Source organism: Variovorax sp. S12S4 (assembly GCF_023195515.1).
Lineage (GTDB): Bacteria > Pseudomonadota > Gammaproteobacteria > Burkholderiales > Burkholderiaceae_C > Variovorax.
Genome location: NZ_JALPKR020000002.1, coordinates 1,636,041 through 1,662,202, shown reverse-complemented (window position 1 = coordinate 1,662,202; position 26,162 = coordinate 1,636,041). Strand labels below are relative to the sequence as shown.

Genomic DNA, 26,162 nt, shown 5'->3' with positions numbered 1-26,162 from the left:
ATTGAGCAACGCCATGAAACACATCCGTTCCATCCTTACCCTGAGCTGCCTTGCGGCGCTGGCCGCAACGTCGGGCGCGCAGGGCCTGCGTTCCGGCGGCGGCATCACGGACATCATGCGCGCGGGGCCGCGCCTTGCACCGCCGGTGCAGCGCAGTGCTCCTCCCGCTGCGGCGCCCGTGCAGCGATCGGCCGAGTACATCGTTGCGTTGGTCAATTCCGAGCCCATCACCAACACCGAGGTGCAGACGCGCGTCACGCGCCTGGTCCGCGAAAACCCGGAGGCCGAGCGCGTGCCCCGCGCTGAACTCACACGCCTGGTGCTCGAGCGCCTGATCTCCGAGCGCGCGCAGCTCCAGCTGGCGAAGGAAAACGGCATCAAGGTGGACGACGTGGCGATCGACCAGGCCGAGCAAACCGTGGCACGCCAGAACGAGCTCAGCCTCGAAGAACTGCGCCGCCGTGTCGCGGCCGAAGGCATCACGCCTCGCCAGTTCCGCAACGACCTGCGCGACCAGTTGCTGCTCACGCGCCTGCGCGACCGCGAAGTCGAATCGAAGGTCAAGGTCAGCGATTCCGAAGCCGACGAATACCTGCGCGACCAGCGCAACTCGCCCACCAAGGCCGCGGCCCTGCAGAACATCAATCTCGCGCAGCTGCTGGTCGCCGTACCCGAGAACGCCACCGATGCGCAGGTTGCCACGCTGCAGCAGAAGGCGCAGGGGCTCGCGCAGCGCGCTCGCTCGGGCGAAGACTTTGCCAAGCTGGTGCAGGAAAACTCCGATTCGCCCGATCGCGCCAACGGCGGCGCCATCGGCATGCGCACCGCCGACCGCTATCCGACGCTGTTCGTCGAAGCGACCCAGTCGGTGCCCGTCAACGGCATTGCGGGCCCCATCCGCTCGGGCGCGGGCTTTCATGTGCTGAAGGTGCTGGCCAAGGCCCAGCTGGGCGCCACAGACGCGACCGTTACGCAAACCCAGGTGCGCCATATCCTGCTGCTCAATGATCCCAAGCGCACCACCGCGCAGGCCGTTGCGCAGCTGGCCGAGTTCAAGCGCCGCGTGCAAGCCGGCTCGGCCGACTTTGCCGGTCTGGCGCGCGACAACTCGCAGGACGCGAGCGCCAAGGAAGGCGGCGACCTCGGCTGGTCGCGCCCGGGCCAGTTCGTGCCTGAATTCGAAGAAGCCATGGACCGTCTGGCACCTGGCCAGATCAGCGACCCCGTGGTGTCCCGATTCGGCGTCCACCTGATCCAGGTCGTCGGCCGCCGCGAATCCAAGCTCACTCAGGCCGAGCAGCGTGAAGCCGCACGCGCGGTGCTGCGCGAGCAGCGGGTCGAGGAAGCCTTCACCACCTGGGTGCAGGAAGTGCGCGCGCGCGCCTACGTCGAGTACCGCGAGGCGCCGCAGTCCTGATGGCACATATCGCCAGGAAGCGGTTCGGGCAGCATTTCCTGTCCGACGGCGGCATCATCGATGCGATCGTGCACGAGATCGCACCGCAGCCCGGCGATGCCATGGTCGAGATCGGTCCGGGGCTGGCGGCGCTCACGCAGCCGTTGGTCGAACGGCTCGGGCGCCTGACGGTGGTCGAGCTCGACCGCGACCTGGCCAAGCGCCTGCGGGACCATCCGCAGCTCGATGTGATCGAGTCGGACGTGCTCAAGGTCGATTTCGCCGAGCTGGCCGCCCGGTTTCCGACGCCGCTGCGCGTGGTCGGCAACCTGCCCTACAACATCTCGACGCCCATCCTGTTTCATCTGCTAGGCTTCGCCCACCTGATTGCCGACCAGCATTTCATGCTGCAGAAGGAAGTGATCGACCGCATGGTCGCCAAGCCCGCCACTTCTGACTACAGCCGCCTGAGCGTGATGCTGCAGTGGCGCTACGAGATGGAAAACGTGCTGTTCGTGCCGCCGGAGAGCTTCGATCCGCCGCCGCGGGTCGACAGCGCTGTGGTGCGGATGGTGCCGCTGGCGCAGCCGCCGGCCGTCGATGCCGCGCGGCTCGGTGAGATCGTGCAGGTCGCCTTCAGCCAGCGCCGCAAGATCATGCGGCATACCCTGGGCAGGTGGCTCGAAGAGCATGGATTTGCGGGCGAATTCGACGCCCAGCGCCGGGCCGAGGAAGTGCCAGTGGCCGAATACGTGGCCTTGGCGCAGGCCGTCCCTCCCGAGCCCAAATAAAAAAGCCCGTCGAAACGGGCTTTTTTATTGCGACGGGGGCGAGGGCTTTAAGCCGCCGCCAGCCAGTAACCCGCATTGAACGGGCTGCTCATGCGCAATGCAAGCGGAGAAACGTCGACCAGTTTATCGGTCGGCATTTTTTCGCCTTCCGGCTCGGTGCCGGTTGCCGCGGCAGCTGTGCCGCCGTTGATTTCGATGCCATCGAGTGCTGCGCCGTTCGGCTGAGCCTCGTTCGCCCGTTCTGCTTGGCTGGTGTGTGCAGAACGGGCTACAGAAAAGAATAGAAGCACCGGAACGGGACTTTCCGGTCTCCCCAGTAGTCGGAGGCGTCGCGGAAGATGTCGAGCAGTTGCTCGCGTGCTTCCTTGTCGAACTTGGCGTTGGCCGGAATCTGCTCGAGCACGATGACGAAACCGGGCTGCGGGCCCGATTTATGCAACGGGTCGGTCATGCAGTCGTACAGCGCGTCGAAATTCTTGCCGAAGTGCGCCGGAAAGGTGAACTGCTGCGCGATGAGGTCGAGAACGTCCTGCTTGGTCTGGGCATTGCCCAGGTTGGCGTACAGGAAGTGCTGGCCCGCTGCATTGGCGGCTTCCTGCAGGTCGTTCACGCGGAACGCACGAATCGATTGCACGATGTTCGGGCGTACGGCACGAAGGGATAAGGTCATCTCCGCTGGTCTTTCCATAGTCATCATCATTTCTTCGGGGCGCTTCGGGGCGCCGCTCAAGTCGTTGTCATCGCTCATGGTGCAATCCGTCTGAAACTCGCGTAGTGGTCTGCCGTATACCAGCAGGCCTCGGGTGTCGTGCGCTGTTCACCGCCGCAGACAATGCGCCGCGCACCGCGATCGCGCGAGCCGGGTGTTGCCACCGTGTACTCGCGGTAATGACCGCGCCGCGCCGGCGGCAAAAGACGCTCGCGATTGCCAAATACAGTGCCGTCCTTTTCGTATCGGAAGGGGCCGCCACTCAGGATGGCTTCGTAGGTTCGCTGGCCCTGAACCGGCAATTCGGACAGTGCGATCGATTCCTGGGCGGGCTTTCCGGTGCCGAACCACTCGCGGGCCTCGGCCCCCGTCGCCAACGCCGCCAGCACAAAGCCGGTGAGCGCAAACTTAGTGACAGAGGACGTGATCGAGGCGTAAGCCGCCATGGGGCACCACAAGAAAAGAGCGGGGTTCCGAATTGGCGGGCAAACCTGGGGTTAACCCGCAAATTCAAGCCCGCGAGTGTGCACCACGCTGGCGAAAATAGCAAGCGACTGCCCAAAGTTTGAGCAGTGCGAAGGGGCGGGGAGCGGCTGTTTAAGTGGGCAGCCACTCTCGCCAGAGGGCCTATCGCTCCGCGTTTGCGTCAGCGACAGTCAAAGCTGTCATGTTCACGATGCGCCGAACAGTTGCGCTGGCCGTGAGAATATGCACAGGTTTGGCAGCACCGAGCAGCACCGGGCCGATGGCGATATTTCCGCCTGCCGCGGTCTTGAGCAGGTTGTAAGAAATATTGGCTGCATCGATGTTCGGAAAAACCAACAGATTGGCGTCGCCCGCGAGCGCGCTGTGCGGCATGACGACCGCGCGCTGCTTGCTGTCGAGCGCCACGTCGCCGTGCATTTCGCCGTCCACTTCGAGCCAGGGCGCCTGTACGCGCAGCAGGTCGAGCGTCTTGCGCATCTTGACCGCGCTGGGCTCGTTGCTGGTGCCGAAGTTGGAATGCGACAACAGCGCGGCCTTGGGCTTGAGGCCGAAGCGCATCATTTCCTCGGCCGCCATGGTCGTGATTTCGGCCAGCTCCTCGGGCGAGGGGTCGTAGTTGACGTGGGTGTCGACCAGGAACACCTGGCGGTCGGGCAGCAGCAGGCCGTTCATGCAGGCGTACACCGGCACGTCCTGCGGGGTGCTTTCGCAGCCGCCGGGGCGCTTGCCGATCACCTGGTCGATGTAGTGCAGGTGGATCAGCGTGGTGCCCCAGGTGCCGCAGATCATGCCGTCGACCTCGTCCTTGTGCAGCAGCATGGCGCCGATCAGCGTCAGGCGGCGGCGCATCTCGATCTTGGCGGTTTGCACCGTCTGGCCCTTGCGCTCCGTCATGCGGTGGTAGGTCTGCCAGAAGTCGCGGTAGCGGTGGTCCTGCTCGACGTTGACGATGTCGTAGTCCAGCTCTTCCTTCAGGCGCAGGCCGAACTTCTCGATGCGCTGCGCAATGATGGCCGGGCGGCCGATCAGCGTGGGGCGCGCAATGCCTTCGTCCACCACGATCTGCGCGGCGCGCAGGACGCGCTCTTCCTCGCCCTCGCAGTACGCCACGCGCTTCTTCTGCGCCCGCTTGGCGGCGTCGAAGATTGGCTTCATGGTGGTGCCCGAGGCATAGACGAAGCTCTGCAGGCGGTCGCGGTAGGCGTCCATGTCCTTGATGGGGCGCGTGGCCACGCCGCTCTCCGCCGCAGCCTTGGCCACCGCCGGAGCGATCTTCATCATCAGGCGCGGATCGAACGGCTTCGGAATGAGGTATTCAGGGCCGAAAGACAGCTTTTCGCCGACGTAGGCGGCAGCCACGCGCTCGCTCTGCTCGGCCTGGGCCAGGTCGGCAATGGCGTGCACCGCGGCAATTTCCATCTCGTCGGTGATGGTGGTGGCGCCCGAGTCGAGCGCGCCGCGGAAGATGTACGGGAAGCACAGGACGTTGTTGACCTGGTTCGGGTAGTCGGTGCGGCCCGTGGCCATGATCACGTCGGGGCGCACCGCGTGGGCGTCTTCAGGCGAGATCTCGGGGTTCGGGTTGGCCAGCGCAAAGATCACCGGGCGGGGCGCCATCTTGGCCACCATGGCGGGCTTGAGCACGCCGCCGGCCGACAGGCCCAGGAACACGTCGGCACCTTCGATCACCTCGGCGAGCGAGCGCGCCGAGGTCTTCTGCATGTACTGGCGCTTGTCGTCGTCCATGAGCTCTTCGCGGCCTTCGTAGACCACGCCGGCCAGGTCGGTCACGAACACGTTCTCGCGCTTCAGGCCCACCTTGAGCAGCAGGTTCAGGCAGGCCAGCGCCGCGGCGCCCGCGCCGGAGGTGACCAGCTTGACCTGGGTGATGTCCTTGCCCGCCACTTTCAGGCCGTTGAGCATGGCCGCAGCCACCGTAATGGCCGTGCCGTGCTGGTCGTCGTGGAACACCGGGATCTTCATGCGCTTGCGCAGCTCGCGCTCGACGTAGAAGCAGTCGGGGGCCTTGATGTCTTCGAGGTTGATGGCGCCGAAGGTCGGCTCCAGCGCGGCGATCACCTCGACCAGCTTGGCCGGGTCCTTTTCGTCGATCTCGATGTCGAACACGTCCACGCCGGCGAACTTCTTGAAAAGCACGCCCTTGCCTTCCATCACCGGCTTGGCCGCCAGCGGGCCGATGTCGCCGAGGCCCAGCACGGCGGTGCCGTTGGTGATCACCGCCACCAGGTTGCCGCGCGCCGTGTACTTGAAGGCGTTGGCCGGGTCCTTGACGATTTCCTCGCAGGGCGCGGCCACGCCGGGCGAATAGGCCAGCGACAGGTCGCGCTGGTTCACCATCTGCTTGGTCGCGGCGATGGCAATCTTGCCCGGCACCGGAAGCTCGTGGTACTCGAGGGCGGCGCGCCGCAACTCGGCGCGCTTGTCTTCGGGCGTAGGGGTCGATGAGTTCGTCGAATCGGACATGTGCCGTTGCTCCTGGTGGCGCTTCTTCTGGGGGCGCCGATTGTAGACCTCGGCCCATGACGCCATAGGCCGCATGGCGGGGCATGGGCCTTGCCGAAAGCACGCCGGCCTGTCAAGGCGATGTGGCAATATGCGCAGTCTGTAAAAAAATTCGACGAGGAGCGGCCATGGCCCTGATGGATTTCATCAAGAAACAGTTCATCGACATCATCCAGTGGACCGAGACTGGCGATGGCACGTTGGCCTGGCGTTTCCCCATGGCCGAGATGGAAATCCAGAACGGCGCCTCGCTCACCGTGCGCGAGTCGCAGGTGGCCGTGTTCGTCAACGAAGGCCAGGTGGCCGACGTGTTCGGTCCCGGCATGTACAAGCTCACGACGCAGACGCTGCCCGTGCTCACGTACCTCAAGAACTGGGACAAGCTCTTCGAATCCCCTTTCAAGAGCGACGTGTACTTCTTCAGCACGCGCCAGCAGGTCGACCAGAAGTGGGGCACGCCGCAGCCCATCACCATCCGCGACAAGGACTTCGGCGCCGTGCGCCTGCGCGCCTTCGGCAACTACTCGTTCCGCATTGGCGACGCCAAGCTGTTCCACACCGAGATTTCCGGCACGCGCGACATCTACAGCGTGGCGGACCTCGACGGCCAGCTGCGCGGCCTGGTGCTGCAGAACATCAGCAACGCCATTGCCTCCAGCGGCGTGCCCTTTCTCGACCTTGCGGCCAACCAAATCCAGTTTGCGCAGGCGCTGGCCGCGCAGCTGGTGCCCGAGTTCGAGAAGATCGGCATCAAGCTCGAGAACATCACGGTCCAGAACGTCTCGCTGCCCGAAGAGCTGCAGAAGATCCTCGACCAGAAGATCGGCATGGGCATGGTCGGCAACGACATGGGCAAGTTCATGCAATACCAGACCGCGCAAGCCATTCCCAAGTTTGCCGAGGGCGCTGCCAACGGCGGCGGCATTGCGGGCGACGCCATGGGCCTGGGTGCCGGCGTGGCGCTCGGCCAGGTGCTGGCGCAAAACCTCGCGCAGGGCCTGAGCCCCAACGCAGCGGCGCAGGCTGCGGCAACCCAGCAGCAGCCTGCTGTTGCCGTGGTGAGCCCGAACGACGTCATGACCACGCTCGAAAAGCTCGGCGAGCTCAAGACCAAGGGCATCCTCACGCAGGAAGAGTTCGACGCCAAGAAGGCGGAGCTGCTCAAGAAGCTGGTCTAAGCACCGGCAATGGCTGAGCAACCAGGCGCCCAGCGCGCCTACCGTGCGCCCTGCCCTGGCTGCGGCGCACCGGTCGAATTCCGTTCCGCGCAATCGACGCATGCGGTGTGCCCGTATTGCCAGAGCACCGTCGTGCGCCAGGGCGACACGCTCGCGCGCATCGGCAAGATGGCCGAGCTGTTCGACGATTTCAGTCCGCTGCAGCTGCTTGCAGCCGGCCGCATCCAGGACCAGCCGTTCACCATCGTCGGGCGGCTGCAATACAGCCACCCTGGCGGGCGCTGGACCGAATGGATTGCCGCTCTCGACGACGGCCGAGCCGGCGTCCTGAGCGAGGACAACGGCGCCTATGTCTTTGCGCTGCCGTTCGAACTGCAGCGCGTCGCGCCGCCGCCCACCGACCTGCGCGTGGGCGCCACCAGCGCGTTCAACGGCCAGAGCTACACCGTTTCGTCGAACGAACAGGTGGCGCTGCTTTCCGCCCAGGGCGAGCTCTCGCATCTGCCGGAACTGGGCCGCTCGTTCCCCATGGTCGAGCTGCGCAGCGGCAACGGGCTGGTGCTCAGTCTCGACTACAGCACGCAGCCTCCGGGCGCGTACCTGGGCCGCTCGGTACAGCTCGAAGACCTGCAGCTCAGCGGCCTGCGCGACGAATCCGCCAAGGACGAAAAAGGCCGCGCCTTCAACTGCCCCAATTGCGGCGCGCCCGTTACCGTCAACCTGGCCGACAGCAAGAGCATCACCTGCGGCTCGTGCGACAGCATCATCGACCTGTCGCAAGGCATTGGCGGCGAGCTGAAGCACGCGGAGCAGAACGAACCCGTTCGCCCGCTCATCGCCATCGGCAGCGTGGGCCAGCTGCAGGGCGCACAGTGGCAGGTGGTGGGCTTCCAGCACCGCATGGGCACCGAGCCGGGCGACGACGAGCACTTCGGCTGGAGCGAGTACCTGCTGTACAACAAGAAGCGCGGCTTCAGCTTCCTGGTCGACGCCGAAGACGGCTGGAGCATGGTCAAGCCGACCACCGGCGCGCCCGTCATGGCCGAGAACGGCAGCAGCGCCAGCTATCTTGGCAAGCGCTACACCCAGCAATACGCCTACAACGCCGAAACCACCTATGTGGCGGGCGAGTTCTACTGGCAGGTCGAGCGCGGACAGAAAACCTTCAACCGCGACTTCGCCAGCGGCAATGCGCTGCTGTCGATGGAGCGCTCGGCCAACGAACTGACGTGGTCATCGGGCAGCAAGCTCGACAGCGGCGCGGTGTCCGCCGCGTTCAAGCTCGACGACAAGAAGGACATGTTCGTGCGCGGCGACGCACTGCCCGTCAGCGCTGCGTCGGGCATGGGCTGCGGCACGATCATCTTCATCGTGATCATCGTCATCGTTCTGCTCATCATCCTGAGCACCTGCTCGTCGCGCTGCGACCCGAGCGTGCAAAACTGTTCGAGCTCGCGCAGCACGGGCGGCTCGTACGGCGGCTATTCGAGCGGCGGCGGCCACAAATGACGGCGGAGTTTCTCGCGATGTCTTCTCTCACTACTGCTACTACGACTGGAGGTCCCCATGGGATTTGAATGGCTGAAACCGGGCGTGGTCCTCGGATCGCTCGTGTATGCGCTGCTTGGCGTGCTGATCTTCTGGCTGTGCTTCCTGATCATCGACAAGCTCACGCCCTACGATTTGTGGGGCGAGATCGTCGAGAAGCAGAACGTCGCGCTGGGGCTGGTGGTCGCGGCCATGAGCCTGGGCATCTGCGTCATCGTGGCCGCGGCAATCCATTAGCGCTTGCTTGGCTTCCGTGGACGCTCCTGTCAGTCCGGCGTCGCCGGCCAAGGGGCCGCAGCCCGTTGAAATTGCGCTGCTCGCCAGCGTGTTCGTGGTGGCCGCCTGCGGCCTGGTCTATGAACTGACCGCGGCCGCGCTGAGCTCCTACCTGCTCGGCGACTCGGTGCTGCAGTTCAGCACCATCATCGGCACCTATCTCTTCGCCATGGGCGTCGGCTCGTGGCTCTCGCGCTATTTCGAGCGGCAGCTGCCCGCGCATTTCCTTCGCATCGAACTGCTGGTTGCGCTCATCGGCGGCGCACTGCCGGCCATTCTTTTCCTGGCCAACGCGTACGTGCCCGGCGCCTTCCGCCTGCTGCTCTACGGCCTGGTGATGGTGGTGGGCACGCTGGTGGGGCTCGAGATACCGCTCGTGATGCGCATCCTCAAGCGCAACATCCAGCTCAAGAACCTGGTGTCGCAGGTGCTCACCTTCGACTATCTCGGTGCGCTGGCCGTGTCGGTGGCTTTTCCGCTCATCCTGGTGCCGCAGCTCGGCATGATCCGCACGGGGCTCCTGTTCGGCTTCATGAACGCGGCCGTGGCCGTGTGGGCGCTATGGCTGTTTCGCCATGAACTGCGCCGCATGGGTGCCCACGCGGTGGCTTGCTTTCTTGCGCTCGCGGCGCTGCTTGGCGCCTTTGTGTGGGCCGACCACATCACCACGCTGGCCGAAGACAAGTTCTACCAGGACCACATCGTGTTCAGCGCCAGTTCGCCCTATCAGCGCATCGTGGTCACGCGCGGGCAACTCGGGCACCGACTGTTCCTGAACGGCAACCTGCAGTTCGCCGAGCGCGACGAATACCGCTACCACGAGGCGCTCGTTCATCCGGCGATGGCCGCGCACGGCGCACCGAAGATGGTGGCGGTGCTCGGCGGTGGCGACGGCATGGCGGTGCGCGAGATTCTCAAGTACCCGTCGGTCGAATCGGTCACGCTGGTGGAGCTCGATCCGAACATGACCCAGCTTTTTGCCGGGCATGAAACGCTGGCTGCGCTCAACGGACATGCGCTGTCGTCACCCAAGGTGAAGGTCGTCAACACCGACGCCTTCCAGTGGCTGCAGCAACCCGGAGACATGTTCGACGTCATCGTGGTGGACTTTCCCGACCCGACCAACTTTGCCATCGGCAAGCTCTACACCAACAGCTTCTATTCGCTGCTGGAAAAGCGTCTTTCCGCGAGCGGCTATGCGGTCATCCAGACCACATCGCCGCTGGTGGCGCGCAAGAGCTACTGGACCGTGGCAACCACCATCGAGTCGGTCGGCCTGAAGGCGACGCCGTATCACGCGCATGTACCGAGCTTCGGCGAGTGGGGCTACATCATCGCCAGCCGCCGCCCGTACCGCATGCCGGATGCGCTGCCCTCCGGACTGCGTTTCCTGGCACCTTCGACATTGCCGTTGATGTTCGACTTTCCACTCGACATGGCGCGTGTGCCGGCGGAGGTCAACCGCCTGTCGAACCAGACCCTCGTCACCACTTACGAACAAGAGTGGGGCAAGGTCATGACGCACTAGCCCCGGCATGCGGCGGCGCGATTTTCTCGGTGCAGTGGGTGCGGCGGGCGCCTTTGCCCTCGCGGGCTGCGAGGCGCCGCAGCCAATCATCGAAGGCGGCTTCACCGGCATCGACATGGCGCGAGGCCACGCCATGCGCGACGGCGCGCTCAAGAGCCAGGCCCCTGCAACCGTGAAGCGCACGCGCGTGGTCATCGCCGGAGGTGGCGTTGCAGGCCTTGCCGCGGCGCGCGCCTTGCGGCTTTCGGGCATCGAAGACTTCGCCCTGCTCGAACTCGAAGACACGGCCGGCGGCAACTCCCGTGCCGGCATGGTCAACGGCATTGCCTGCCCGCTGGGCGCGCATTACCTGCCGGTGCCCGACGACAACGCCCGCGAGGTGCAAGACCTGCTGGAGGAACTGGGCCTGCGCCGCCGCGTGGCCGGTCGCTGGGAATACGACGAACGCAACCTTTGCCACAGCCCGCAGGAGCGCCTGTTCTTTCGCGGCGAGTGGCAAGACGGCCTCCTGCCCGTGCACGACGTCGGCGAGAGCACCCATGCGCAGTACCGCAAGTTCGCGCAACGAATCGATGCGTTGCAGCACGCGGCGCATTTCGCCATTCCCACGCTCAAGGTGGCGGCAACCCCCGAGCTGCTCGCGCTTGACGCCGTTCCGTTCGAGCGCTGGCTCGACAGCGAAGGCTTCAGCGATCCGCAACTGCGCTGGTACCTCGACTACTGCTGCCGCGACGATTACGGCGCCGGCATCGCCCATGTTTCGGCCTGGGCCGGCATCCACTATTTCGCAAGCCGGCACGGGTTTCATGCGCCGGGCTCGTCGGGCGTCGGTGCGGATTCGAACCCCGAACGCGACGGCGTGCTCACCTGGCCCGAGGGCAACGGCTGGCTCACCAAGCGGCTCGCCGAGCCCCTGGGTGACCGGTTGCATACGGGGCAGGTCGTCACGCGCATCGCCGATCTGCGCGGGGGCGTGGAGGTCGACGCCTGGGACGCCGAAACAAAATCGCTGGTGCGCTGGCAGGCCGAGCGCTGCATCGTCGCGCTGCCGGTGTTCATCGCCGCCCGCATCGTCGAGAACGCGCCGGAGGTGCTGCGCAATGCCGTCGCGCACGTGCGCTATGCGCCCTGGCTGGTCGCCAACGTGCACCTGAGCGGCCCGTTTGCCGATCGTCCCGGCGCAGCGGCGAGCTGGGACAACGTCGTGTACGGCACACGCGGCCTGGGGTACGTCGACGCGCGCCACCAGACGCTCGACCCTACGCCGCGCGGCACCGTCATCAGCTGGTACCGCCCCCTCGGGCCGAGCAGCTACGACTCGGTGGACGGACGCCGCCTGTTGCAGGACCGCCCCTGGACCGGATGGCGCGACGACTTGCTTACCGAACTCTCGGTGCCTCACCCGGACCTGCCGGAACTGGCCACGCGCGTCGAGATCACCCGCTACGGCCACGCCATGGCCATTCCAACGCCGGGCCTGCTGGCGCGCATGGGTACTGCGCACCGCGGCCACGTTGCCGCCGGGCGTCTCTCGTTCGCGCATGCGGACTGGTCGGGCTACTCCATCTTTGAAGAAGCGTTTACGCGTGGGCACGTTGCGGGCATGGTCGCCGCGTGACGATCCTCGCCGCACTGGCCGTGTCCCGGCTTCTGGCGAACAAGCCTTCGCTCCAGTTCTGAACGCTGCATGTCATGGCCGCGTCACGCGCAATCGGCATGGTCTCCCGTTTCGATTGAAACCTTTCTTCTTGCTCTCATGACGCGCATCGCTTCTCTCTCCTTCGTCGCCCTTGCCGGCGCATTTGCTTGCGGCAACGCCGCCGCACAGACCGTTTTTCCGGTCACGCTCGCCGGCCATGCCGTGCTGCCCGCGCAGAGCTTCGTTGCCGCGCCCAAGGACGCGCCGGCCGATCTGCAAGTGAGCGGCAAGTTCACCTCGGGCAAGCGCGTGGAGGCGCTGGGCACTGTGGAGGGTCTCTCGGGCGGGCGCGGCACGGGCGTTTCGGTGCCCTTCAAGGGCCAGCCGCTGCAGGGCCATTCGGGCATCAAGAAGATGGACGACGGCTCGTTCTGGATCCTTACCGACAACGGTGCGGGCGCCAAGGCCAATTCGCCCGACTTCATGCTCTACCTGAACCACTACAAGGTGGACTTCAAGAGCGGCAAGTTCAACCGCCTCGACACCGTTTTCCTGCATGACCCCGACAAGAAGGTGCCCTTCCGCATCGTTCATGAAGGCACGAAGCAGCGCTACCTCACGGGGTCCGACTTCGATCCCGAGAGCCTGCAGTTTGCCGGCGGTGCGATGTGGATCGGCGATGAGTTCGGTCCCTTCCTGATCAAGGCCGACCTGAAGGGCAAGGTGCTCGCGGTGTTCGACACGCTGGTGGGCGGCAGGGCCGTTCGCTCGCCGGACCATCCCTCGGTCACCACGCCGGGGGCACCGGGTGGCGCGGTCGATTTCCAGGTCAAGCGCTCCAAGGGCTTCGAAGGTATGGCCGCGTCGAAAGACGGCAGCAAGCTCTATGCGCTGCTCGAAGGCCCGGTGTGGAACGCGGAGACCAAGGACTACGAAAAACAGGACGGCAAGGAAGCATTGCGCGTGCTGGAGTTCGACGTGGCCTCCGAAACGTGGACGGGCCGCCACTGGCACTACGTGCTCGAGGCCAACGGCCATGCCATCGGCGACTTCAACATGATCGATGGCACCACGGGCCTCATCATCGAGCGCGACAACGGCGAAGGCACCAGCGACAAGGCCTGCCCCGAAGGCCAGAAGCGCACCGACTGCTTCCACGACATCGCCAAGTTCAAGCGCGTCTACAAGGTCGAGCTGAACGACGCCAACGTGGGCGGCGCGGTGCGCAAGATCGGCTACATCGATCTGCTGAACATCGCCGACCCGGCCAAGCTCGCGCGCAAGCCGCTGAACAACGGCGTGCTCAAGTTCCCGTTCTTCACCATCGAGAACGTCGACGTGGTGGACGCCACGCACATCGTGGTCGGCAACGACAACAACCTGCCGTTCTCCAGCAGCCGCGAGCCGAACAAGGCCGACGACAACGAGCTGGTGCTGCTTGAAGCGGGGGCGTTGCTGCAGGCCAAGTAGCCTGAGTCTGCCGCGGTCTCGATAATCGGGCGCATGTCGCCCGAACTGCTCCCCGCCATTGCCGCCTTCGCACGCGTTGCGCACCACGCCAGCTTCACGCGGGCGGCGGAAGAGCTGGGCGTCTCGCCTTCGGCGCTGTCGCAGACCTTGCGCACGCTCGAGCGGCGCCTGGGCGTGCGCCTGCTCGACCGCACCACACGCCGCGTGGGCGTGACCGAACTGGGCCAGCAACTTCTGAAGGGTGCGCAGCCGGCGCTTGCCGCTCTCGCGCAAACGGTCGAAAGCATCAATGAGGCGCGCGACAAGCCGGCGGGGCTGCTGCGGCTGAACGTTGCGCGCGCGTCGGCCGAGCTCCTGCTGTATCCGCACTTGGGGGACTTTGCCGAAGCGTTTCCCGATATCACGCTGGAGCTGGTTTGCGACAACCGCATGGTCGACCTGGTCGAAGGCGGTTTCGATGCGGGCATCCGGCTTGGCGAAAGCCTGGCGCAAGACGTGGTGGCGTTGCCGATGGGCGGGCCGCAACGCATGGTGACGGTTGCGTCGCCGCGCTACCTTGCGAAACGCCAGTTGCCGAAGACGCCCGAAGACCTGCGCGAGCACCAATGCATGAACTACCGCCTGACCACGGGCGGCCTTTATCGGTGGGAGTATGCGCAGGACGGCCGCGTGCTCGACATTGAAGTGGCCGGCCCGCTGATCAGCAACGACGGCGACGTGCTGCTGGCCGCTGCGCGCGACGGCGCGGGCATTGCGGTGGCTTTCGAAGGCTCGGTTCGCGGCGACATCGACAGCGGCCGGCTTGTGCCGCTGCTCGAACCCTGGTGGCCGACCTTTCCGGGCTTCTACCTTTATCACCCGAGCTCCGCGCAGATACCGCGCAAGCTGCGGGTGTTCATCGACTTCCTGCAGGCGCGGCATGCGCCGCCGCCGGTGTCTCAGCGGGCGGTCAAGCTCGCATCAGTGCCTCGATCTCGTCCGCCTTCACTGGCACGCCGCGCGAAATAAGTTCGCAGCCCGTGACGGTGACGATCGCGTCGTCTTCGATGCGGATGCCGATGTTGTGGAACTGCTCGGGCACGCCGTCGGCGGGCCGCACGTAGATGCCGGGCTCCAGCGTCAGCACCATGCCCGGATGCAGGATGCGGCTCGGCCGGTTCTTGATGACCTCGTTCGACAGCGGATCTTTTCGCTCGCTCACTTCGCCCACCTGCGTGGGCTCGACGTAGCTGCCGCAGTCGTGCACGTCCATGCCCAGCCAGTGGCCGGTGCGGTGCATGTAGAACTGGAAGTAGGCGCGCGAGTCGATCACGTCGTCGACGCTGCCCACCTTGTTTGCGTCGAGCAGGCCCAGGTCGAGCATGCCCTGCGCCAGCACCTTCACGGCCGCGTCGTGCGGGTCGTTGAAGCGGTTGCCGGCCTTGGTGGCTGCGGCCGATGCGTCCTGGCTGGCAAGCACCAGGTCGTACAGCGCGCGCTGCGGGCCGCTGAACTTGCCGTTGGCCGGAAAGGTGCGCGTGATGTCGCTCGCGTAGCCATCGAGCTCGCAGCCGGCGTCGATGAGCACCAGCTCGCCGCTTCGCACCGGCGCCGCGTCGGCGCGGTAGTGCAGCACGCAGGCATTGGCGCCCGCCGCCACGATGGAGCCGTAGGCCGGGTACTGCGAGCCGCCCAGGCGGAACTCGTGCAGCAGCTCGGCATCGAGGTGGTATTCGCGCACGTCCTTGCCCTCGCGCAGCATGCGGGCCGAAAGCTGCATCGCGCGAATGTGCGCCCTGGCGCTGATCTGCGCGGCACGCCGCATGATGTCCTGCTCGTGCGCGTCCTTGATCAGCCGCATTTCGTCGAGCGGGCCGCACAGGTCGTGCTGCTCCTGCGGACACAGCGCCCCGTAGCGCACGCGCGCGCGCACCGATTGAAGCCAGCCGTCGACGCGGGTTTCGAGCCCCTTGTGGGTGGCGAACGGAAACCACACGGTCGACCTGTTCTCGAGCAGCTTGGGCAGCTTGGCGTCGAGGTCGTTGACCGAAAAGGCCTCCGTCACGCCTAGCGCCTCGGGGGCCGCGTCGGGGCCCAGGCGGTAGCCGTCCCAGATCTCGCGCTCCAGGTCTTTGGGCGCGCAGAACAGCGTGCTACGGCCGTCGCCCGCCAGCACCAGCCAGGCGTTCGGTTCGGTAAAGCCTGTCAGGTAATAGAAGTAGCTGTCGTGCCGAAACAGGAAGTCGGTGTCGCGGTTGCGCTGCTGCTCGGGCGCGGTCGGCACGATGGCGATGCCGTCCTTGCCCAGTTGCGAGGCGAGGCGCGCGCGGCGCTCGGCGTAGATCTTGTTGTCTTCTGAGGTCATCTTGGCGTGTTCAGTTGAAGAAGCCGTTCGGGCGTTCCCACATCGGTCCAGGGCCCGGTGTAGAGCTCGGCGCTCACGAGTTCATTGTCCATCGCGGCGCGCAAGATGGGTGCCAGCGGGGCTTTGAGGCCCGCCGGGTTGCCGGCGGGAATGCTGCAGTAAGGCGGCGAAAAGAGCGCGGCGCGGTACAGGCCGATGGTCGAGAAGGTGTACTTCTCGGCCGCCGAATTGAGCGCCAAACCCTCGGCCGAGAGGCCAAAATCGCCCTTCGGGTTGTGCGGCGGGTTGGGCACCAGCCACAGGTGCGCGAGCTTGCCACTTGCCGCAAAGCGCTCCACCGAGGCTTGCGTGAAGGCGAAATCCGGCGCGAACACATCGCCGGCCGCCACCCAGAAAATATCGCCCAGCCGCGGCAGCGCGCGCACGATGCCGCCCGCCGTTTCCAGCGCGCCGCCAAAGTCGCGGCCTTCGTCGGAATATGAAATTGATAGCGCGCGCTGCTCGCCAAGCTGCGATTCGGGGCCGAAGCGGCCGGAAATCTGCTCGCCCAGCCAGTCGGTGTTGACCACCAGTTGGGTAAATCCGCCGGCCGCCAGGGCTTCCATGGGCCATTGCATCAGCGGCTTGCCGCGCACTTCGAGCAGCGGCTTGGGCGTGGTGTCGGTCAGCGGCCGCATGCGCTCGCCGCGGCCGGCCGCGAGGATCATGGCTCGCACCGAGGAGGGCGCCGGCTTCAAGCGGCCACCTGGCCGACCTGGCCGCGTACGAGCTCGTTGCGTTCGCTGCGGCCGGGTTGGAACAGCGCCACCAGGCATTCCATCAGCGCATGCGCCTTGGCCGAATGGTCGGCGCCGAAGTTGCACACATACACATCGAGCGTGGCGCCGCGCTGCTCGGGCCAGGTGTGGATGCACAGGTGCGATTCGGCCAGCAGCACCGTGGCTGTGACGCCGCCCGGCCCCTGCGGAGTGGCCGGAAACCCGTGCACCAGTTTGCCCACCGGCTGCAGCCCGGCGGCCGTGACGGCCTTCAGGCAAACGGCGCCGAGCGCCTCCTTGTCGGTGAGCCATTGCATTGCGCATTGACAGTCGTGGAGATCGGCGGTGAGGTGCAGCCCGTGCATGGGTGGCAACTCTAGCAGTCCGGGTGTCGCCAAAGAACATCAGTCGGGTGTTCAGGCCGTATTGGAGCGGGTTGGAGCGAGCCCGGTAAAATTGCGGGTTCCCCCCAATCCACATTCCCCGAAAGTCCACCGCCCATGGCAAACCAAGCCCTGATGGCCAACGCGATTCGCGCGCTGGCCATGGATGCCGTCCAACAAGCTAACTCCGGACATCCGGGCGCACCGATGGGCATGGCCGACATGGCCGTCGCACTCTGGGGCGAACACCTGCGCTACAACCCGGCCAACCCGCACTGGTTCGACCGCGACCGCTTCGTGCTCTCGAACGGCCACGCCTCGATGCTGCTGTATGCGGTGCTGCACCTCACGGGTTACGACCTGCCCATCAGCGAGCTCAAGAACTTCCGCCAGCTGCACAGCAAGACCGCCGGCCATCCCGAGGTCGACGTGACCCCCGGCGTGGAAACCACCACCGGCCCGCTGGGCCAAGGCATCACGAATGCAGTCGGCTTTGCGTTGGCCGAGAAGCTGCTCGCGGCCGAATTCAACCGCAAGAACCACGACATCGTCGACCACCACACCTACGCCTTCCTCGGCGACGGTTGCATGATGGAAGGCATCAGCCACGAAGCCTGCGCGCTGGCCGGCGCCTGGCATCTGAACAAGCTGATTGCGCTGTACGACGACAACGGCATCAGCATCGACGGCCAGGTCAAGCCCTGGTTCATCGACAACACCGAAGAGCGCTTCAAGGCCTACGGCTGGAACGTCATCGGCCCGATCGACGGCAACGACGCCAAGGACGTGTCCAAGGCCATTGCCAAGGCCAAGAAGGAAGATTCGAAGCCCACCCTCATCATCTGCAAGACGCAGATCGGCAAGGGCAGCCCGAACCGCGCCAACACCGCCAAGGCCCACGGCGAGCCACTGGGCGCCGATGAAATCACCCTCACCCGCGCCGCGCTGGAGTGGCCGTACCCTGCCTTCGAAGTGCCGCAGGAAGCCTACGCCGACTGGGACCACAAGGCCGAGGGCGCCAGGGCCGAAGCCGCCTGGAACGACAAGTTCGCCGCCTACGCTGAAGCCTTCCCGGGCTTGGCCGCCGAGTTCACCCGCCGCATGAAGGGCGAGCTGCCCAAGAACTTCCACCAGGTGGCGTTCGACACCGTGGTGGCCGCCCACACCAAGGGCGAAACCGTGGCCAGCCGCAAGGCCAGCCAGCTGGCGCTGGAGGCCTTCACTGCAGCCCTGCCCGAAATGCTCGGCGGCAGCGCCGACCTCACCGGCTCCAACCTCACCAACACCAAGAGCACCGCGGCCCTGCGCTTCGATGCGAAGACCGGTGCCGTGGTCATGGGCCAGCCGCAGCAGCCCGCCCAGGGCGCCGAAGACGAGCCCAAGCCCGACAGCACCGCCGACAAGGCCGAGCCGCCCCACGGCGTGATCGGCCGCCACATCAACTACGGTGTGCGCGAGTTCGGCATGGCGGCCATCATGAACGGCGTGGCGCTGCATGGCGGCTTCATTCCCTACGGCGGCACCTTCCTTACCTTCAGCGACTACAGCCGCAACGCCATCCGCATGGCCGCGCTGATGAAGCGCCGCGTGGTGCACGTGTTCACGCACGACTCCATCGGCCTGGGCGAAGACGGCCCCACGCACCAGTCGATCGAGCACGCCGCCTCGCTGCGTCTGATTCCCAACCTCGACGTCTGGCGTCCGGGCGACACGGCCGAAACCGCCGTGGCCTGGGCCGTGGCGCTGCAGAACCAGTCGCGCCCCACGGCGCTGCTGCTCAGCCGCCAGAACATTGCCTATGCGCCAAAGGGCGACCTCGGCGACATCAGCCGCGGTGCGTATGTGCTGTCGGAGCCCGAGGCCGTCGGCCTCAAGAGCAAGAAGACCGCTGCGGTCATCATTGCCACCGGCTCCGAAGTGCAATTGGCCCTTGCCGCGCAGAAATTGCTGGCCGAGAAGAAAATTGCCGTGCGCGTGGTGTCGATGCCCTCGACCACCACCTTCGATCGCCAGGACGTGGCCTACAAGAAGAGCGTGCTGCCCAAGAAGCTGCCGCGCATCGCCGTCGAAATGGGCTGCACCGGCGGCTGGTGGAAATACGGCTGCGCGGCCGTCGTGGGCATCGACAGCTACGGCGAGTCGGCACCCGCACCGGCGCTGTTCAAGCATTTCGGTTTCACGGCAGAGAACGTTGCCGCCACCGTCGAAGCCGCCCTGCGCGACTGAGCCGGCAGCAAGGCGTTTCATCTTTCCGTTCGATCACAAAGTTTTTCAACCTTAGGAGCAAATCAGATGGCTATCAAACTCGGTATCAACGGCTTCGGCCGCATCGGCCGCAACGTGCTGCGCGCCGCGGTGCAGAACTTCAAGAACGACATCGAGATCGTCGCCATCAACGACCTGCTCGAGCCCGACTACCTGGCCTACATGCTCCAGTACGACTCGGTGCACGGCCGCTTCAAGGGCGAAGTCACGGTTGAAGGCAACATGCTGATCGTCAACGGCAAGAAGATCCGCCTCACGCAAGAGCGCGATCCCTCGCAGCTGAAGTGGAACGAAGTCGGCGCCGACATCGTGCTCGAGTCGACCGGCCTCTTCCTCACCAAGGAAACCTGCCAGAAGCACCTCGATGCGGGCGCCAAGAAGGTGATCATGTCGGCCCCTTCGAAGGACGACACCCCCATGTTCGTCTACGGCGTGAACGACAAGAAGTACGCCGGTGAGGCCATCGTGAGCAACGCCAGCTGCACCACCAATTGCCTGGCCCCGCTTGCCAAGGTGCTGAACGACAAGTGGGGCATCAAGCGCGGCCTGATGACCACCGTGCACGCCGCCACCGCCACGCAGAAGACCGTCGACGGCCCGAGCAACAAGGACTGGCGCGGCGGCCGCGGCATCCTGGAAAACATCATTCCCTCGAGCACCGGCGCCGCCAAGGCCGTGGGCGTGGTGATCCCCGAGCTCAACAAGAAGCTCACCGGCATGAGCTTCCGCGTGCCGACCTCCGACGTGTCGGTGGTCGACCTCACGGTCGAGCTCGAGAAGGAAGCCACGTACAAGGAAATCTGCGCTGAAATGAAGTCGCAGAGCGAAGGCGCACTCAAGGGCGTGCTGGGCTACACCGAAGACAAGGTGGTGGCCACCGACTTCCGCGGCGACCCGCGCACCTCGATTTTCGACGCCGAAGCCGGCATTGCGCTCGACGGCACCTTCGTCAAGCTCGTGAGCTGGTACGACAACGAATGGGGCTACTCGAACAAGTGCCTCGAAATGGTGAAGGTCGTCTCTAAGTAAGACGCCGCAGCAGAACAAGAACGCGCCTGAGGGCGCGTTTTTTGTTGGAGTTCACAGTGTCCTTGAACAAGGGAGTAATTGATGAAGACTGTCACGGTTTCGGCCGTTCCCCGCGGCGAGCCTTACCAAAAGCTCGATGCCAGGGAGCGCATTCACAGTCTGCTCGCCCGACCCGTCGAAGGAATGGCATGCGCTACGCCGCAACTGGTTTCCTGCACGACGGAGCATGCATTCGTGAAGGCGGCGCACGATGCCTTTTACGATCATCACCCACTCACCATCCGGCCGGATGACATCTGGTTCTGCATTGCCCAGGGGTTTGCCGCGCACATAGGGCAGAACACCGAGACGTTGCGGCCAAGATTCGTGGCGCACGAAGGCAAAAAGACATTGGTCGTTGAGCGAACAGACTTCATTCTTGGACAAGAGAACCCATGGCACGAAATCTTCGAGGCGTTTTCGAAGCAGATCGGAGAGCATGTCGGCGAGCCCAGAGATTTGATCAGCGCATGCTTCTCGACCACGACGCCAGTTGAAACGGCGGCCTTCGAGATCTGCTTGATGGACGCGTTCCAGGGCTATTTTGACTATGAGATGCGAGTGGGATGCGGCATTCCGGCGATTCATCTTCTCGGCACAGAAGAGGATTGGACCTCGATGATTTCGCGCGTGAAGCGCCTGGCGACATACGGTCTCGAGCGGTGGGCCGCAGCACTTGTTCCGGTCTTGGAAAAAATAGCGCAAACTGCCGCCGGCGATGTCGATCCTGCGTTCTGGCGGTCCTTCTTTCGATACCAGAGCGGATCGGGGCCGTCGGAGTTGACTGGCTGGATCCTCACGCTCTTTCCCTATCTGATCGTGGACTGGGAAAGCAAGGCGCTCGGCCCCAACGAGTATCTCGACACATGGCAAGGCCGCTTCGATGTGGCGAACCAGCGAACCGGGTGGCTAGATTTCAAGGGTGTCCAAGGGCCCGGCATGGGAGCGGTGCCGGGGAGCCTTGCGAGTGCACCTGTACGTTGCATAGACGTGCGTGACGGCAAGGAGCGTGAGCTCCGTTTCGTGGCAGGCATGTTTGGCGTTGCGCAGGATGCGGACACCGGTGCTCTCGCGGCATCTTTCGGATGGGCGGTCGTTCATGATCAGGATCCGAAGATCGAGCCGAAAAAGCACGACTACATAGTGATCGATCCGGAATTGCTGCGCGCGATCAGCGAGAAGCCCTGACGTCGAACCGTTAACGCAGCTTCTCGTTTCTGCGAATCTCACTGCTGAGCTGCGAAGTCATCTGCTTGGCCGCGCGCCGGGCGGCGAGCCCATAGTCGCCGTTGAACTCGCCGAAATCCGCCGAGCCGTTGCCCACCGCGCGCACGCGCGTGACCTCGGCGCCCGCGGTGTCGCTCACCACGCAGTTCACCTCGGCGGTGAACGAAGTGGGCGGCCAGGTCACCCATGAAGACGAGCTCGAATCGGTCTTGATCTGCGGCGTGAACACCAGCGACACGCCCGCCGCTTCATTGGCCTTGGCGTCGCCGGCGGTGCGCAGCACGATCACGTCGCGGTACACCGCGCGCAGTGCATCGCGAATCGATTTTTCCAGATCGCGGTAAGGGTAGTAGCTCACGCGGTCGCCGCTGCCGCCGGGGCTCGTCACCTGCTGGTCGCGCTGGGCGTCAGTCATCACATAGGCCACCTTCTTCGGGATGAGGTGGGCCATCGACCGCGGCGGCGCGGTCTCGGTGATCATGGTGATCGGATGGGAGCAGGCGGCCAGCAAGGCCGCGAGCGCAGCGGCGGCGCACAGGCGTGCGGCCGAAGAAAAGGCGAACGACATGGTGCGGCTCATTCCGGTTCTACGGCGCAATGGCCGCGATGAATTGCGGGTCGGCATACACCTGCCGCAAAAGCGCGCGCACCAGCCTCGGGTAGGCGGCCTGTCCGGCGGGCACGGCGACGATGTTCGCGTAGCTCGAATCGAAGGCGATTTCGCCGCGGTAGGTCTTGCGCAGCCGCTGCGCGTTGGCGCGCGTAACCACCACCTCCACGTCCATGCGGCCCGTGCCGTTGATCACGCCAAGGTCGAGTTCGTTGACCAGTATTCGCGCCGCGATGCGGGTGGGCGCCTTGGGGTCGTAGGCCGATATTTCGCCCAGGTCGCGCATCAGCGCGTCTTCCAGGTATTGCGCGAAGGTGCCGCTGGGCGAAAGCAGCCTCGCGCGGCGCAGGCTCAAACTGTTGATCTTGTCGTTCGGATCAGTCGGCTGCACCTTGGCCACGGCCACCATGCCGGGGCGCGTGGCCTCGAGCCGGTCGAGCGCTTCGTAGTCGGCCGCGTAGGGCGGCGCAGCGAGTTGCGCGCAACCGGCCGACAGCACGGCCGCGGCCATTGCGCCCAGGCTCAAGGTGAAAGCGCGCACGCGCCAGCCGCGCGGTCTGCAGAAGATCGCCATGCCGTGATTCCCTCCTCGGGATGCCTGATCCCGGCGCGAGGGTAGCAGGCATTGCGCCGCGCGCGAAGGCCCGTTGCCCGATCTCTTAGACGGGTTCGAGCACGTGGATCAGCTTGCTCTCGACCAGCGCCTTGGTCTTCTCGCCATGAGCCTTCATGTGCGGTGCGACACCATGCGCCTGCAGGTGGGCCAGCGTTTCCCACTTCTCGATCACCACGAAAGTGTCGGGCCCGAAGCTCGCTTTCGACGTCGGAACGCCCTGCGCGTCGACCGTGGCGCTGTACTCGATGCAGCCCTCTTCAGCCAGCACGGCCGCGCGGTTGGCGGCAAAGGCTTCGAGCAACTGGGCGCGCTGGCCGGGCTTGGCGGTAATGACGGCGACGACGTGGATCATTGCAATGGACTCCGGTGTTGTGACGGTAATGGATGGCGAGCGTCGAATCTAAAAGATCCGACGCTTTGGTGTCGGTCCCGCGCGAGACCCGATGCGCCACCCCTATCATCGTCCGCATGTTCTTTCCCCTGCCCCGCACCGCCACCGCGCCCTTCTGCCCTTCCGAAGTCAAAGGCAGCGTGGCGGTCCCGCAGGACCTGCCCTTCGGCAAGAAGCTGCTGCGCTATGCGGGACCCGGGCTGCTGGTGTCGGTCGGCTACATGGACCCGGGCAACTGGGCGACCGACATCGAGGCCGGCTCGCGCTTCGGCTACGGCCTGCTCTTCGTGGTGCTGCTTGCGAGCCTGGCGGCCATGCTGCTGCAAACGCTGTGCGTGCGGCTCGGCCTCGTGGCGCAGAAAGATCTTGCCCGCGCTTGCCGCGAGCACTATTCGCCGCGCGTCAGCCGCTTTCTGTGGCTGGGCGCGGAACTCGCCATCGTGGCCTGCGACCTGGCGGAGGTGCTGGGCAGCGCCCTCGCCTTGCACCTGCTGTTCGGCGTGTCGATTCCGGTCGGCATTGCGATCACGGCATTCGACACGCTGCTCGTGCTCGGGCTGCAAGGCGCTGGCTTCCGGCGCGTCGAGGCGATCGTGCTCGGGCTGGTGGGCACCATCGCGGGCTGTTTCGTGGTGGAGCTTGCAATGTCGCAGCCCAACTGGTTCGGCGTGGCCATGGGCTTTGCGCCGAGCTTCGAGCGGCTGCAGCAGCCCGGCGCGCTGTACCTTGCCATCGGCGTGGTCGGCGCCACGGTGATGCCGCACAACCTGTACCTGCATTCATCCATCGTGCAGACCCGGCTGGTGGCCGACAGCGATGCGGCGCGGCGCGAGGCGGTGCGCTTCTGCACCTTCGATGCGGTCATCTCCCTTTCGCTCGCGCTCCTGGTCAACGCGGCCATCATGGTGCTGGCGGCCAGTGCCTTCCACAGCACAGGCCATGTGGAAGTGACGGAGATCGACGATGCCTACCGACTCATCGAACCCATCGTGGGCAGTGCGGTGGCGGCCACGCTGTTCGGCATTGCGCTGCTGGCATCGGGCCAGAGCTCGACCTTCACCGGCACCATTGCAGGCCAGATCATCATGGAAGGCTTTCTCGACCTGAAGATTCCGTGCTGGCAGCGCCGCCTCATCACGCGGGCGCTGGCACTCGGGCCGGCCTTTCTGGGGGTGTGGTGGTTCGGCGACGGCGGCGTGGGCAAGATGCTGGTGCTGAGCCAGGTGGTGTTGAGCTTTCAGCTGCCGTTTGCGATGTGGCCGCTGATCCGCTTCACGAGCAGCCGCGCAATGATGGGCGGCTTTGCCAACGGCACCGTGGTCAAGCTGCTGGCGTGGGGGCTGTTCGGCGTGATCAGCTTGGCCAACGTGTGGCTCGTGGTGTCGACGATTCGCGGCGGGCTCTGAACCGAGGCCGCGCGCCTCAGCGGTCGGCCGCGTCTTTCCAGAGATGCACCAACGCTTCCGGCGCTTCGTTCTCTGGCACTTCGAAGCTGACCGAACCCGAATGCGTGGTGGCGCTTTCCACCACCACTTCCACGCGGTAGAAGCGCTGGTCGCCGCCCGGCGAGGCGGGTCCGTCGCGCTGCTCTGCATGCGGTGCGGCGCTTTGCAAAGCCTCGCCGATCTGCTGGCGCAGTTCTTCGCTGCAATTGCCCAACTGGTAGCTGCGCGGCCGCGAAAGGCCCGGCAGGTAGGCAACGCCGCCTTCGCGCGTCACTCGCACGACCGAAGCCTGGTCCAAAGGCGGAAGCTGAATCATGATGGTGTGACCCCCACGGTGTTCCATGCGGCGCCGATGGCCTTGTGCGCCGCGCTGTCGGCGCCGAAGCGCCTGGCTGCATTCTCCACCGTCAGTTGCGCGAAAGCCAGGAAGTCAGAGTCCTGGCGCAGCCGCCTGTCGCACACGGTGTCGTACCAGACGCGGCCCGCAGTCTCCCAGGCCGGGCCCTGGATGGCGGTGGCCGCAAGATAGAAAGCGCGGTTCGGAATGCCGGAATTGATGTGCACGCCACCATTGTCCTGCCGCGTGACGACCAGGTCTTTCATGTGGGCGGGCTGCGGGTCTTTGCCGAGCACCGGATCGTCGTAAGCCGTGCCGGGCTCGGCCATCGAACGCAGAGCGCGTGCCTCTACCTTGGCGGTGAAAAGCCCCGCACCTACGAGCCAGTCGGCCTGCTGCGCCGTCTGCTTGAGCAAGTGCTGCTTGACCAGAACACCGAACACGTCGCAGACCGATTCATTGAGCGCGCCCGACTGCCCCTGGTAGATCAAGCCCGATTCGTGGTCGATGACGCCGTGCGTCAGCTCGTGGCCGATGATGTCCACCGCGATGGTGAAGCGGTTCATGACTTCGCCGTCGCCATCGCCGAACACCATCTGCTTGCCGTTCCAGAACGCGTTGTCGTAGTCGTTGCCGTAGTGCACGCTGCCCGTGAGCGGCATGCCGGCGTTGTCGATGGAGTCGCGCTCGTAGATGTCGCGGTATAGCCGGTAGGTGGCGCCCAGGTAGTCGTAGGCCTCGTCGGCTGCAATGTCGCGTGTGGGTGCCTGCCCTTCGGCGCGCACCAGCCGGCCGGGCAGGCTCATGGTGTGCTCCGCGTCGTGAACGGCGCGCTGGGGAGCGTCGCGCCGCACGTAAGCCGGTGGCCGGCCCGACGAGACGCCTTGCGTGGCTACCGCCTCGCGAAGGCCGCGGTGCTCGCGATCGATCATCAGCGTTTGCGCCGCCCGCGCGCTTGCATGCGCGCTCGCACGCTCGGCCAGCCGGTCCAGAAGATACGGCGGTACGAAACCAGGCGGCAAAAAACGCGGCGACTGAAGCGGCATTGAACGACTCCTCTGGGCAGTTGAAACAATGAAAAAGAAGTTAGCAGAAGCTGCAAAACATAGATCACTCCGTTACTTCTCGTGTCACGGAATGCCCACGCTTCAGGCCATAGGATTGCAAGTTCCAG

Annotated in this window: 25 protein-coding genes; 13 read left to right on the top strand and 12 right to left on the bottom strand. The window is 65.3% G+C overall.

What is annotated here, in order from left to right:
- Positions 1-13: 13 nt before the first annotated feature.
- Together M0765_RS08460 and rsmA are read left to right on the top strand one after the other, a co-directional pair.
- Positions 14-1,417, top strand: coding sequence for a peptidylprolyl isomerase (locus M0765_RS08460; RefSeq protein WP_258503089.1), 1,404 nt, complete (start codon positions 14-16; stop codon positions 1,415-1,417).
- On the top strand, positions 1,417-2,187 hold the full coding sequence (gene rsmA, locus M0765_RS08455; protein ID WP_258503088.1) for a 16S rRNA (adenine(1518)-N(6)/adenine(1519)-N(6))-dimethyltransferase RsmA: 771 nt from the start codon (positions 1,417-1,419) through the stop codon (positions 2,185-2,187). Before M0765_RS08460 ends, rsmA begins: the two co-directional genes overlap by 1 nt.
- Positions 2,188-2,234: 47 nt before the next feature.
- Here the strand turns inward: rsmA and M0765_RS08450 are convergent, their stop codons facing one another.
- The 4 genes from M0765_RS08450 to M0765_RS08435 all read right to left on the bottom strand — a co-directional run bounded on the left by M0765_RS08450 (position 2,235) and on the right by M0765_RS08435 (position 5,866).
- Positions 2,235-2,477, bottom strand: a complete 243-nt coding sequence (locus tag M0765_RS08450) for a hypothetical protein (protein ID WP_200934360.1) — start codon at positions 2,475-2,477, stop codon at positions 2,235-2,237.
- Positions 2,456-2,881: a barstar family protein gene (locus M0765_RS08445; RefSeq protein ID WP_086012221.1), complete on the bottom strand. Its 426-nt coding sequence runs from the start codon at positions 2,879-2,881 to the stop codon at positions 2,456-2,458. Before M0765_RS08445 ends, M0765_RS08450 begins: the two co-directional genes overlap by 22 nt.
- Before the next feature lie 50 nt (positions 2,882-2,931).
- Positions 2,932-3,342, bottom strand: a complete 411-nt coding sequence (locus M0765_RS08440) for a ribonuclease domain-containing protein (RefSeq protein WP_258503087.1) — start codon at positions 3,340-3,342, stop codon at positions 2,932-2,934.
- A gap of 181 nt (positions 3,343-3,523) precedes the next feature.
- On the bottom strand, positions 3,524-5,866 hold the full coding sequence (locus M0765_RS08435) for an NADP-dependent malic enzyme (RefSeq protein ID WP_258503086.1): 2,343 nt from the start codon (positions 5,864-5,866) through the stop codon (positions 3,524-3,526).
- 167 nt (positions 5,867-6,033) lie between these two features.
- Between M0765_RS08435 and M0765_RS08430 the strand changes: the two genes are divergently transcribed.
- The 7 genes from M0765_RS08430 to M0765_RS08400 all read left to right on the top strand — a co-directional run bounded on the left by M0765_RS08430 (position 6,034) and on the right by M0765_RS08400 (position 14,552).
- Positions 6,034-7,083 carry an SPFH domain-containing protein gene (locus tag M0765_RS08430; protein WP_157616494.1) on the top strand — a complete coding sequence of 350 codons (1,050 nt, stop codon included), beginning with the start codon at positions 6,034-6,036 and terminating at the stop codon, positions 7,081-7,083.
- Positions 7,084-7,092: 9 nt separating this feature from the next.
- Positions 7,093-8,592: a DUF4178 domain-containing protein gene (locus M0765_RS08425; RefSeq protein WP_258503084.1), complete on the top strand. Its 1,500-nt coding sequence runs from the start codon at positions 7,093-7,095 to the stop codon at positions 8,590-8,592.
- 57 nt (positions 8,593-8,649) lie between these two features.
- Complete coding sequence (locus M0765_RS08420; protein WP_015868006.1) at positions 8,650-8,868, top strand: DUF350 domain-containing protein; 219 nt, start codon at positions 8,650-8,652, stop codon at positions 8,866-8,868.
- A 16-nt stretch (positions 8,869-8,884) separates the two neighbouring features.
- Positions 8,885-10,435: a polyamine aminopropyltransferase gene (locus M0765_RS08415; RefSeq protein WP_258503082.1), complete on the top strand. Its 1,551-nt coding sequence runs from the start codon at positions 8,885-8,887 to the stop codon at positions 10,433-10,435.
- A gap of 7 nt (positions 10,436-10,442) precedes the next feature.
- Complete coding sequence (locus M0765_RS08410; protein ID WP_258503080.1) at positions 10,443-12,053, top strand: FAD-dependent oxidoreductase; 1,611 nt, start codon at positions 10,443-10,445, stop codon at positions 12,051-12,053.
- A gap of 138 nt (positions 12,054-12,191) precedes the next feature.
- Positions 12,192-13,544 carry an esterase-like activity of phytase family protein gene (locus M0765_RS08405; RefSeq protein WP_258503078.1) on the top strand — a complete coding sequence of 451 codons (1,353 nt, stop codon included), beginning with the start codon at positions 12,192-12,194 and terminating at the stop codon, positions 13,542-13,544.
- 33 nt (positions 13,545-13,577) lie between these two features.
- Positions 13,578-14,552 (top strand): LysR family transcriptional regulator, encoded by a 975-nt coding sequence (locus M0765_RS08400; RefSeq protein ID WP_258503077.1) that lies wholly within the window; start codon positions 13,578-13,580, stop codon positions 14,550-14,552.
- Here the strand turns inward: M0765_RS08400 and M0765_RS08395 are convergent.
- From M0765_RS08395 to speD, 3 genes are read right to left on the bottom strand one after another with little or no spacing between them, the layout of a single operon-like run.
- On the bottom strand, positions 14,494-15,888 hold the full coding sequence (locus M0765_RS08395) for an aminopeptidase P N-terminal domain-containing protein (RefSeq protein ID WP_258503076.1): 1,395 nt from the start codon (positions 15,886-15,888) through the stop codon (positions 14,494-14,496). The two genes, M0765_RS08400 and M0765_RS08395, sit on opposite strands and share 59 nt — an antisense overlap.
- Entirely contained in the window at positions 15,885-16,595 is a 711-nt protein-coding gene (locus M0765_RS08390; protein ID WP_274708771.1) for a nucleotidyltransferase family protein, read from the bottom strand. Before M0765_RS08390 ends, M0765_RS08395 begins: the two co-directional genes overlap by 4 nt.
- Positions 16,596-16,621: 26 nt before the next feature.
- Complete coding sequence (speD, locus tag M0765_RS08385) at positions 16,622-17,011, bottom strand: adenosylmethionine decarboxylase (RefSeq protein WP_258503074.1); 390 nt, start codon at positions 17,009-17,011, stop codon at positions 16,622-16,624.
- Between the two features lie 135 nt (positions 17,012-17,146).
- On the opposite strand from speD, the gene M0765_RS08380 reads away from it, so the two are divergent.
- From M0765_RS08380 to M0765_RS08370, 3 genes are all read left to right on the top strand, one after another.
- Entirely contained in the window at positions 17,147-19,255 is a 2,109-nt protein-coding gene (locus M0765_RS08380) for a transketolase family protein (RefSeq protein ID WP_258503073.1), read from the top strand.
- Positions 19,256-19,321: 66 nt separating this feature from the next.
- Positions 19,322-20,323: a type I glyceraldehyde-3-phosphate dehydrogenase gene (gene gap / locus M0765_RS08375; protein ID WP_126749283.1), complete on the top strand. Its 1,002-nt coding sequence runs from the start codon at positions 19,322-19,324 to the stop codon at positions 20,321-20,323.
- Between the two features lie 81 nt (positions 20,324-20,404).
- Entirely contained in the window at positions 20,405-21,550 is a 1,146-nt protein-coding gene (locus M0765_RS08370; protein WP_258503072.1) for a DUF4419 domain-containing protein, read from the top strand.
- Positions 21,551-21,560: 10 nt separating this feature from the next.
- On the opposite strand, the gene M0765_RS08365 is transcribed toward M0765_RS08370, so the two are convergent.
- The 3 genes from M0765_RS08365 to M0765_RS08355 all read right to left on the bottom strand — a co-directional run bounded on the left by M0765_RS08365 (position 21,561) and on the right by M0765_RS08355 (position 23,167).
- Positions 21,561-22,157 (bottom strand): hypothetical protein, encoded by a 597-nt coding sequence (locus tag M0765_RS08365; protein ID WP_258503071.1) that lies wholly within the window; start codon positions 22,155-22,157, stop codon positions 21,561-21,563.
- A gap of 19 nt (positions 22,158-22,176) precedes the next feature.
- Positions 22,177-22,773, bottom strand: a complete 597-nt coding sequence (locus M0765_RS08360; RefSeq protein WP_258503070.1) for a hypothetical protein — start codon at positions 22,771-22,773, stop codon at positions 22,177-22,179.
- An 85-nt stretch (positions 22,774-22,858) separates the two neighbouring features.
- Positions 22,859-23,167, bottom strand: coding sequence for a putative quinol monooxygenase (locus tag M0765_RS08355; RefSeq protein WP_258503068.1), 309 nt, complete (start codon positions 23,165-23,167; stop codon positions 22,859-22,861).
- A 116-nt stretch (positions 23,168-23,283) separates the two neighbouring features.
- Here M0765_RS08355 and M0765_RS08350 point away from each other — a divergent pair, with 116 nt between their 5' ends.
- Entirely contained in the window at positions 23,284-24,612 is a 1,329-nt protein-coding gene (locus M0765_RS08350) for an Nramp family divalent metal transporter (protein ID WP_258503067.1), read from the top strand.
- A gap of 16 nt (positions 24,613-24,628) precedes the next feature.
- Here M0765_RS08350 and M0765_RS08345 read toward each other — a convergent pair whose 3' ends face one another.
- Both M0765_RS08345 and M0765_RS08340 read right to left on the bottom strand, forming a co-directional pair.
- Positions 24,629-24,967: a protealysin inhibitor emfourin gene (locus tag M0765_RS08345; protein WP_258503066.1), complete on the bottom strand. Its 339-nt coding sequence runs from the start codon at positions 24,965-24,967 to the stop codon at positions 24,629-24,631.
- Positions 24,964-26,034: a M4 family metallopeptidase gene (locus tag M0765_RS08340; RefSeq protein WP_258503065.1), complete on the bottom strand. Its 1,071-nt coding sequence runs from the start codon at positions 26,032-26,034 to the stop codon at positions 24,964-24,966. The genes M0765_RS08345 and M0765_RS08340 overlap by 4 nt, the downstream gene beginning before the upstream one ends.
- Between the last annotated feature and the right edge of the window lie 128 nt (positions 26,035-26,162).

Bases quoted from the DNA above. Each gene is read 5' to 3' on its own strand.
- M0765_RS08460 (WP_258503089.1), top strand. From the start codon at position 14: ATGAAACACATCCGTTCCATCCTTACCCTGAGCTGCCTTGCGGCGCTG.
- rsmA (WP_258503088.1), top strand. From the start codon at position 1,417: ATGGCACATATCGCCAGGAAGCGGTTCGGGCAGCATTTCCTGTCCGAC.
- M0765_RS08445 (WP_086012221.1), bottom strand. From the start codon at position 2,881: ATGACTATGGAAAGACCAGCGGAGATGACCTTATCCCTTCGTGCCGTA.
- M0765_RS08440 (WP_258503087.1), bottom strand. From the start codon at position 3,342: ATGGCGGCTTACGCCTCGATCACGTCCTCTGTCACTAAGTTTGCGCTC.
- M0765_RS08435 (WP_258503086.1), bottom strand. From the start codon at position 5,866: ATGTCCGATTCGACGAACTCATCGACCCCTACGCCCGAAGACAAGCGC.
- M0765_RS08430 (WP_157616494.1), top strand. From the start codon at position 6,034: ATGGCCCTGATGGATTTCATCAAGAAACAGTTCATCGACATCATCCAG.
- M0765_RS08425 (WP_258503084.1), top strand. From the start codon at position 7,093: ATGGCTGAGCAACCAGGCGCCCAGCGCGCCTACCGTGCGCCCTGCCCT.
- M0765_RS08420 (WP_015868006.1), top strand. From the start codon at position 8,650: ATGGGATTTGAATGGCTGAAACCGGGCGTGGTCCTCGGATCGCTCGTG.
- M0765_RS08410 (WP_258503080.1), top strand. From the start codon at position 10,443: ATGCGGCGGCGCGATTTTCTCGGTGCAGTGGGTGCGGCGGGCGCCTTT.
- M0765_RS08405 (WP_258503078.1), top strand. From the start codon at position 12,192: ATGACGCGCATCGCTTCTCTCTCCTTCGTCGCCCTTGCCGGCGCATTT.
- M0765_RS08400 (WP_258503077.1), top strand. From the start codon at position 13,578: ATGTCGCCCGAACTGCTCCCCGCCATTGCCGCCTTCGCACGCGTTGCG.
- M0765_RS08395 (WP_258503076.1), bottom strand. From the start codon at position 15,888: ATGACCTCAGAAGACAACAAGATCTACGCCGAGCGCCGCGCGCGCCTC.
- M0765_RS08390 (WP_274708771.1), bottom strand. From the start codon at position 16,595: ATGATCCTCGCGGCCGGCCGCGGCGAGCGCATGCGGCCGCTGACCGAC.
- speD (WP_258503074.1), bottom strand. From the start codon at position 17,011: ATGCACGGGCTGCACCTCACCGCCGATCTCCACGACTGTCAATGCGCA.
- M0765_RS08380 (WP_258503073.1), top strand. From the start codon at position 17,147: ATGGCAAACCAAGCCCTGATGGCCAACGCGATTCGCGCGCTGGCCATG.
- gap (WP_126749283.1), top strand. From the start codon at position 19,322: ATGGCTATCAAACTCGGTATCAACGGCTTCGGCCGCATCGGCCGCAAC.
- M0765_RS08370 (WP_258503072.1), top strand. From the start codon at position 20,405: ATGAAGACTGTCACGGTTTCGGCCGTTCCCCGCGGCGAGCCTTACCAA.
- M0765_RS08365 (WP_258503071.1), bottom strand. From the start codon at position 22,157: ATGTCGTTCGCCTTTTCTTCGGCCGCACGCCTGTGCGCCGCCGCTGCG.
- M0765_RS08360 (WP_258503070.1), bottom strand. From the start codon at position 22,773: ATGGCGATCTTCTGCAGACCGCGCGGCTGGCGCGTGCGCGCTTTCACC.
- M0765_RS08355 (WP_258503068.1), bottom strand. From the start codon at position 23,167: ATGATCCACGTCGTCGCCGTCATTACCGCCAAGCCCGGCCAGCGCGCC.
- M0765_RS08350 (WP_258503067.1), top strand. From the start codon at position 23,284: ATGTTCTTTCCCCTGCCCCGCACCGCCACCGCGCCCTTCTGCCCTTCC.
- M0765_RS08345 (WP_258503066.1), bottom strand. From the start codon at position 24,967: ATGATTCAGCTTCCGCCTTTGGACCAGGCTTCGGTCGTGCGAGTGACG.
- M0765_RS08340 (WP_258503065.1), bottom strand. From the start codon at position 26,034: ATGCCGCTTCAGTCGCCGCGTTTTTTGCCGCCTGGTTTCGTACCGCCG.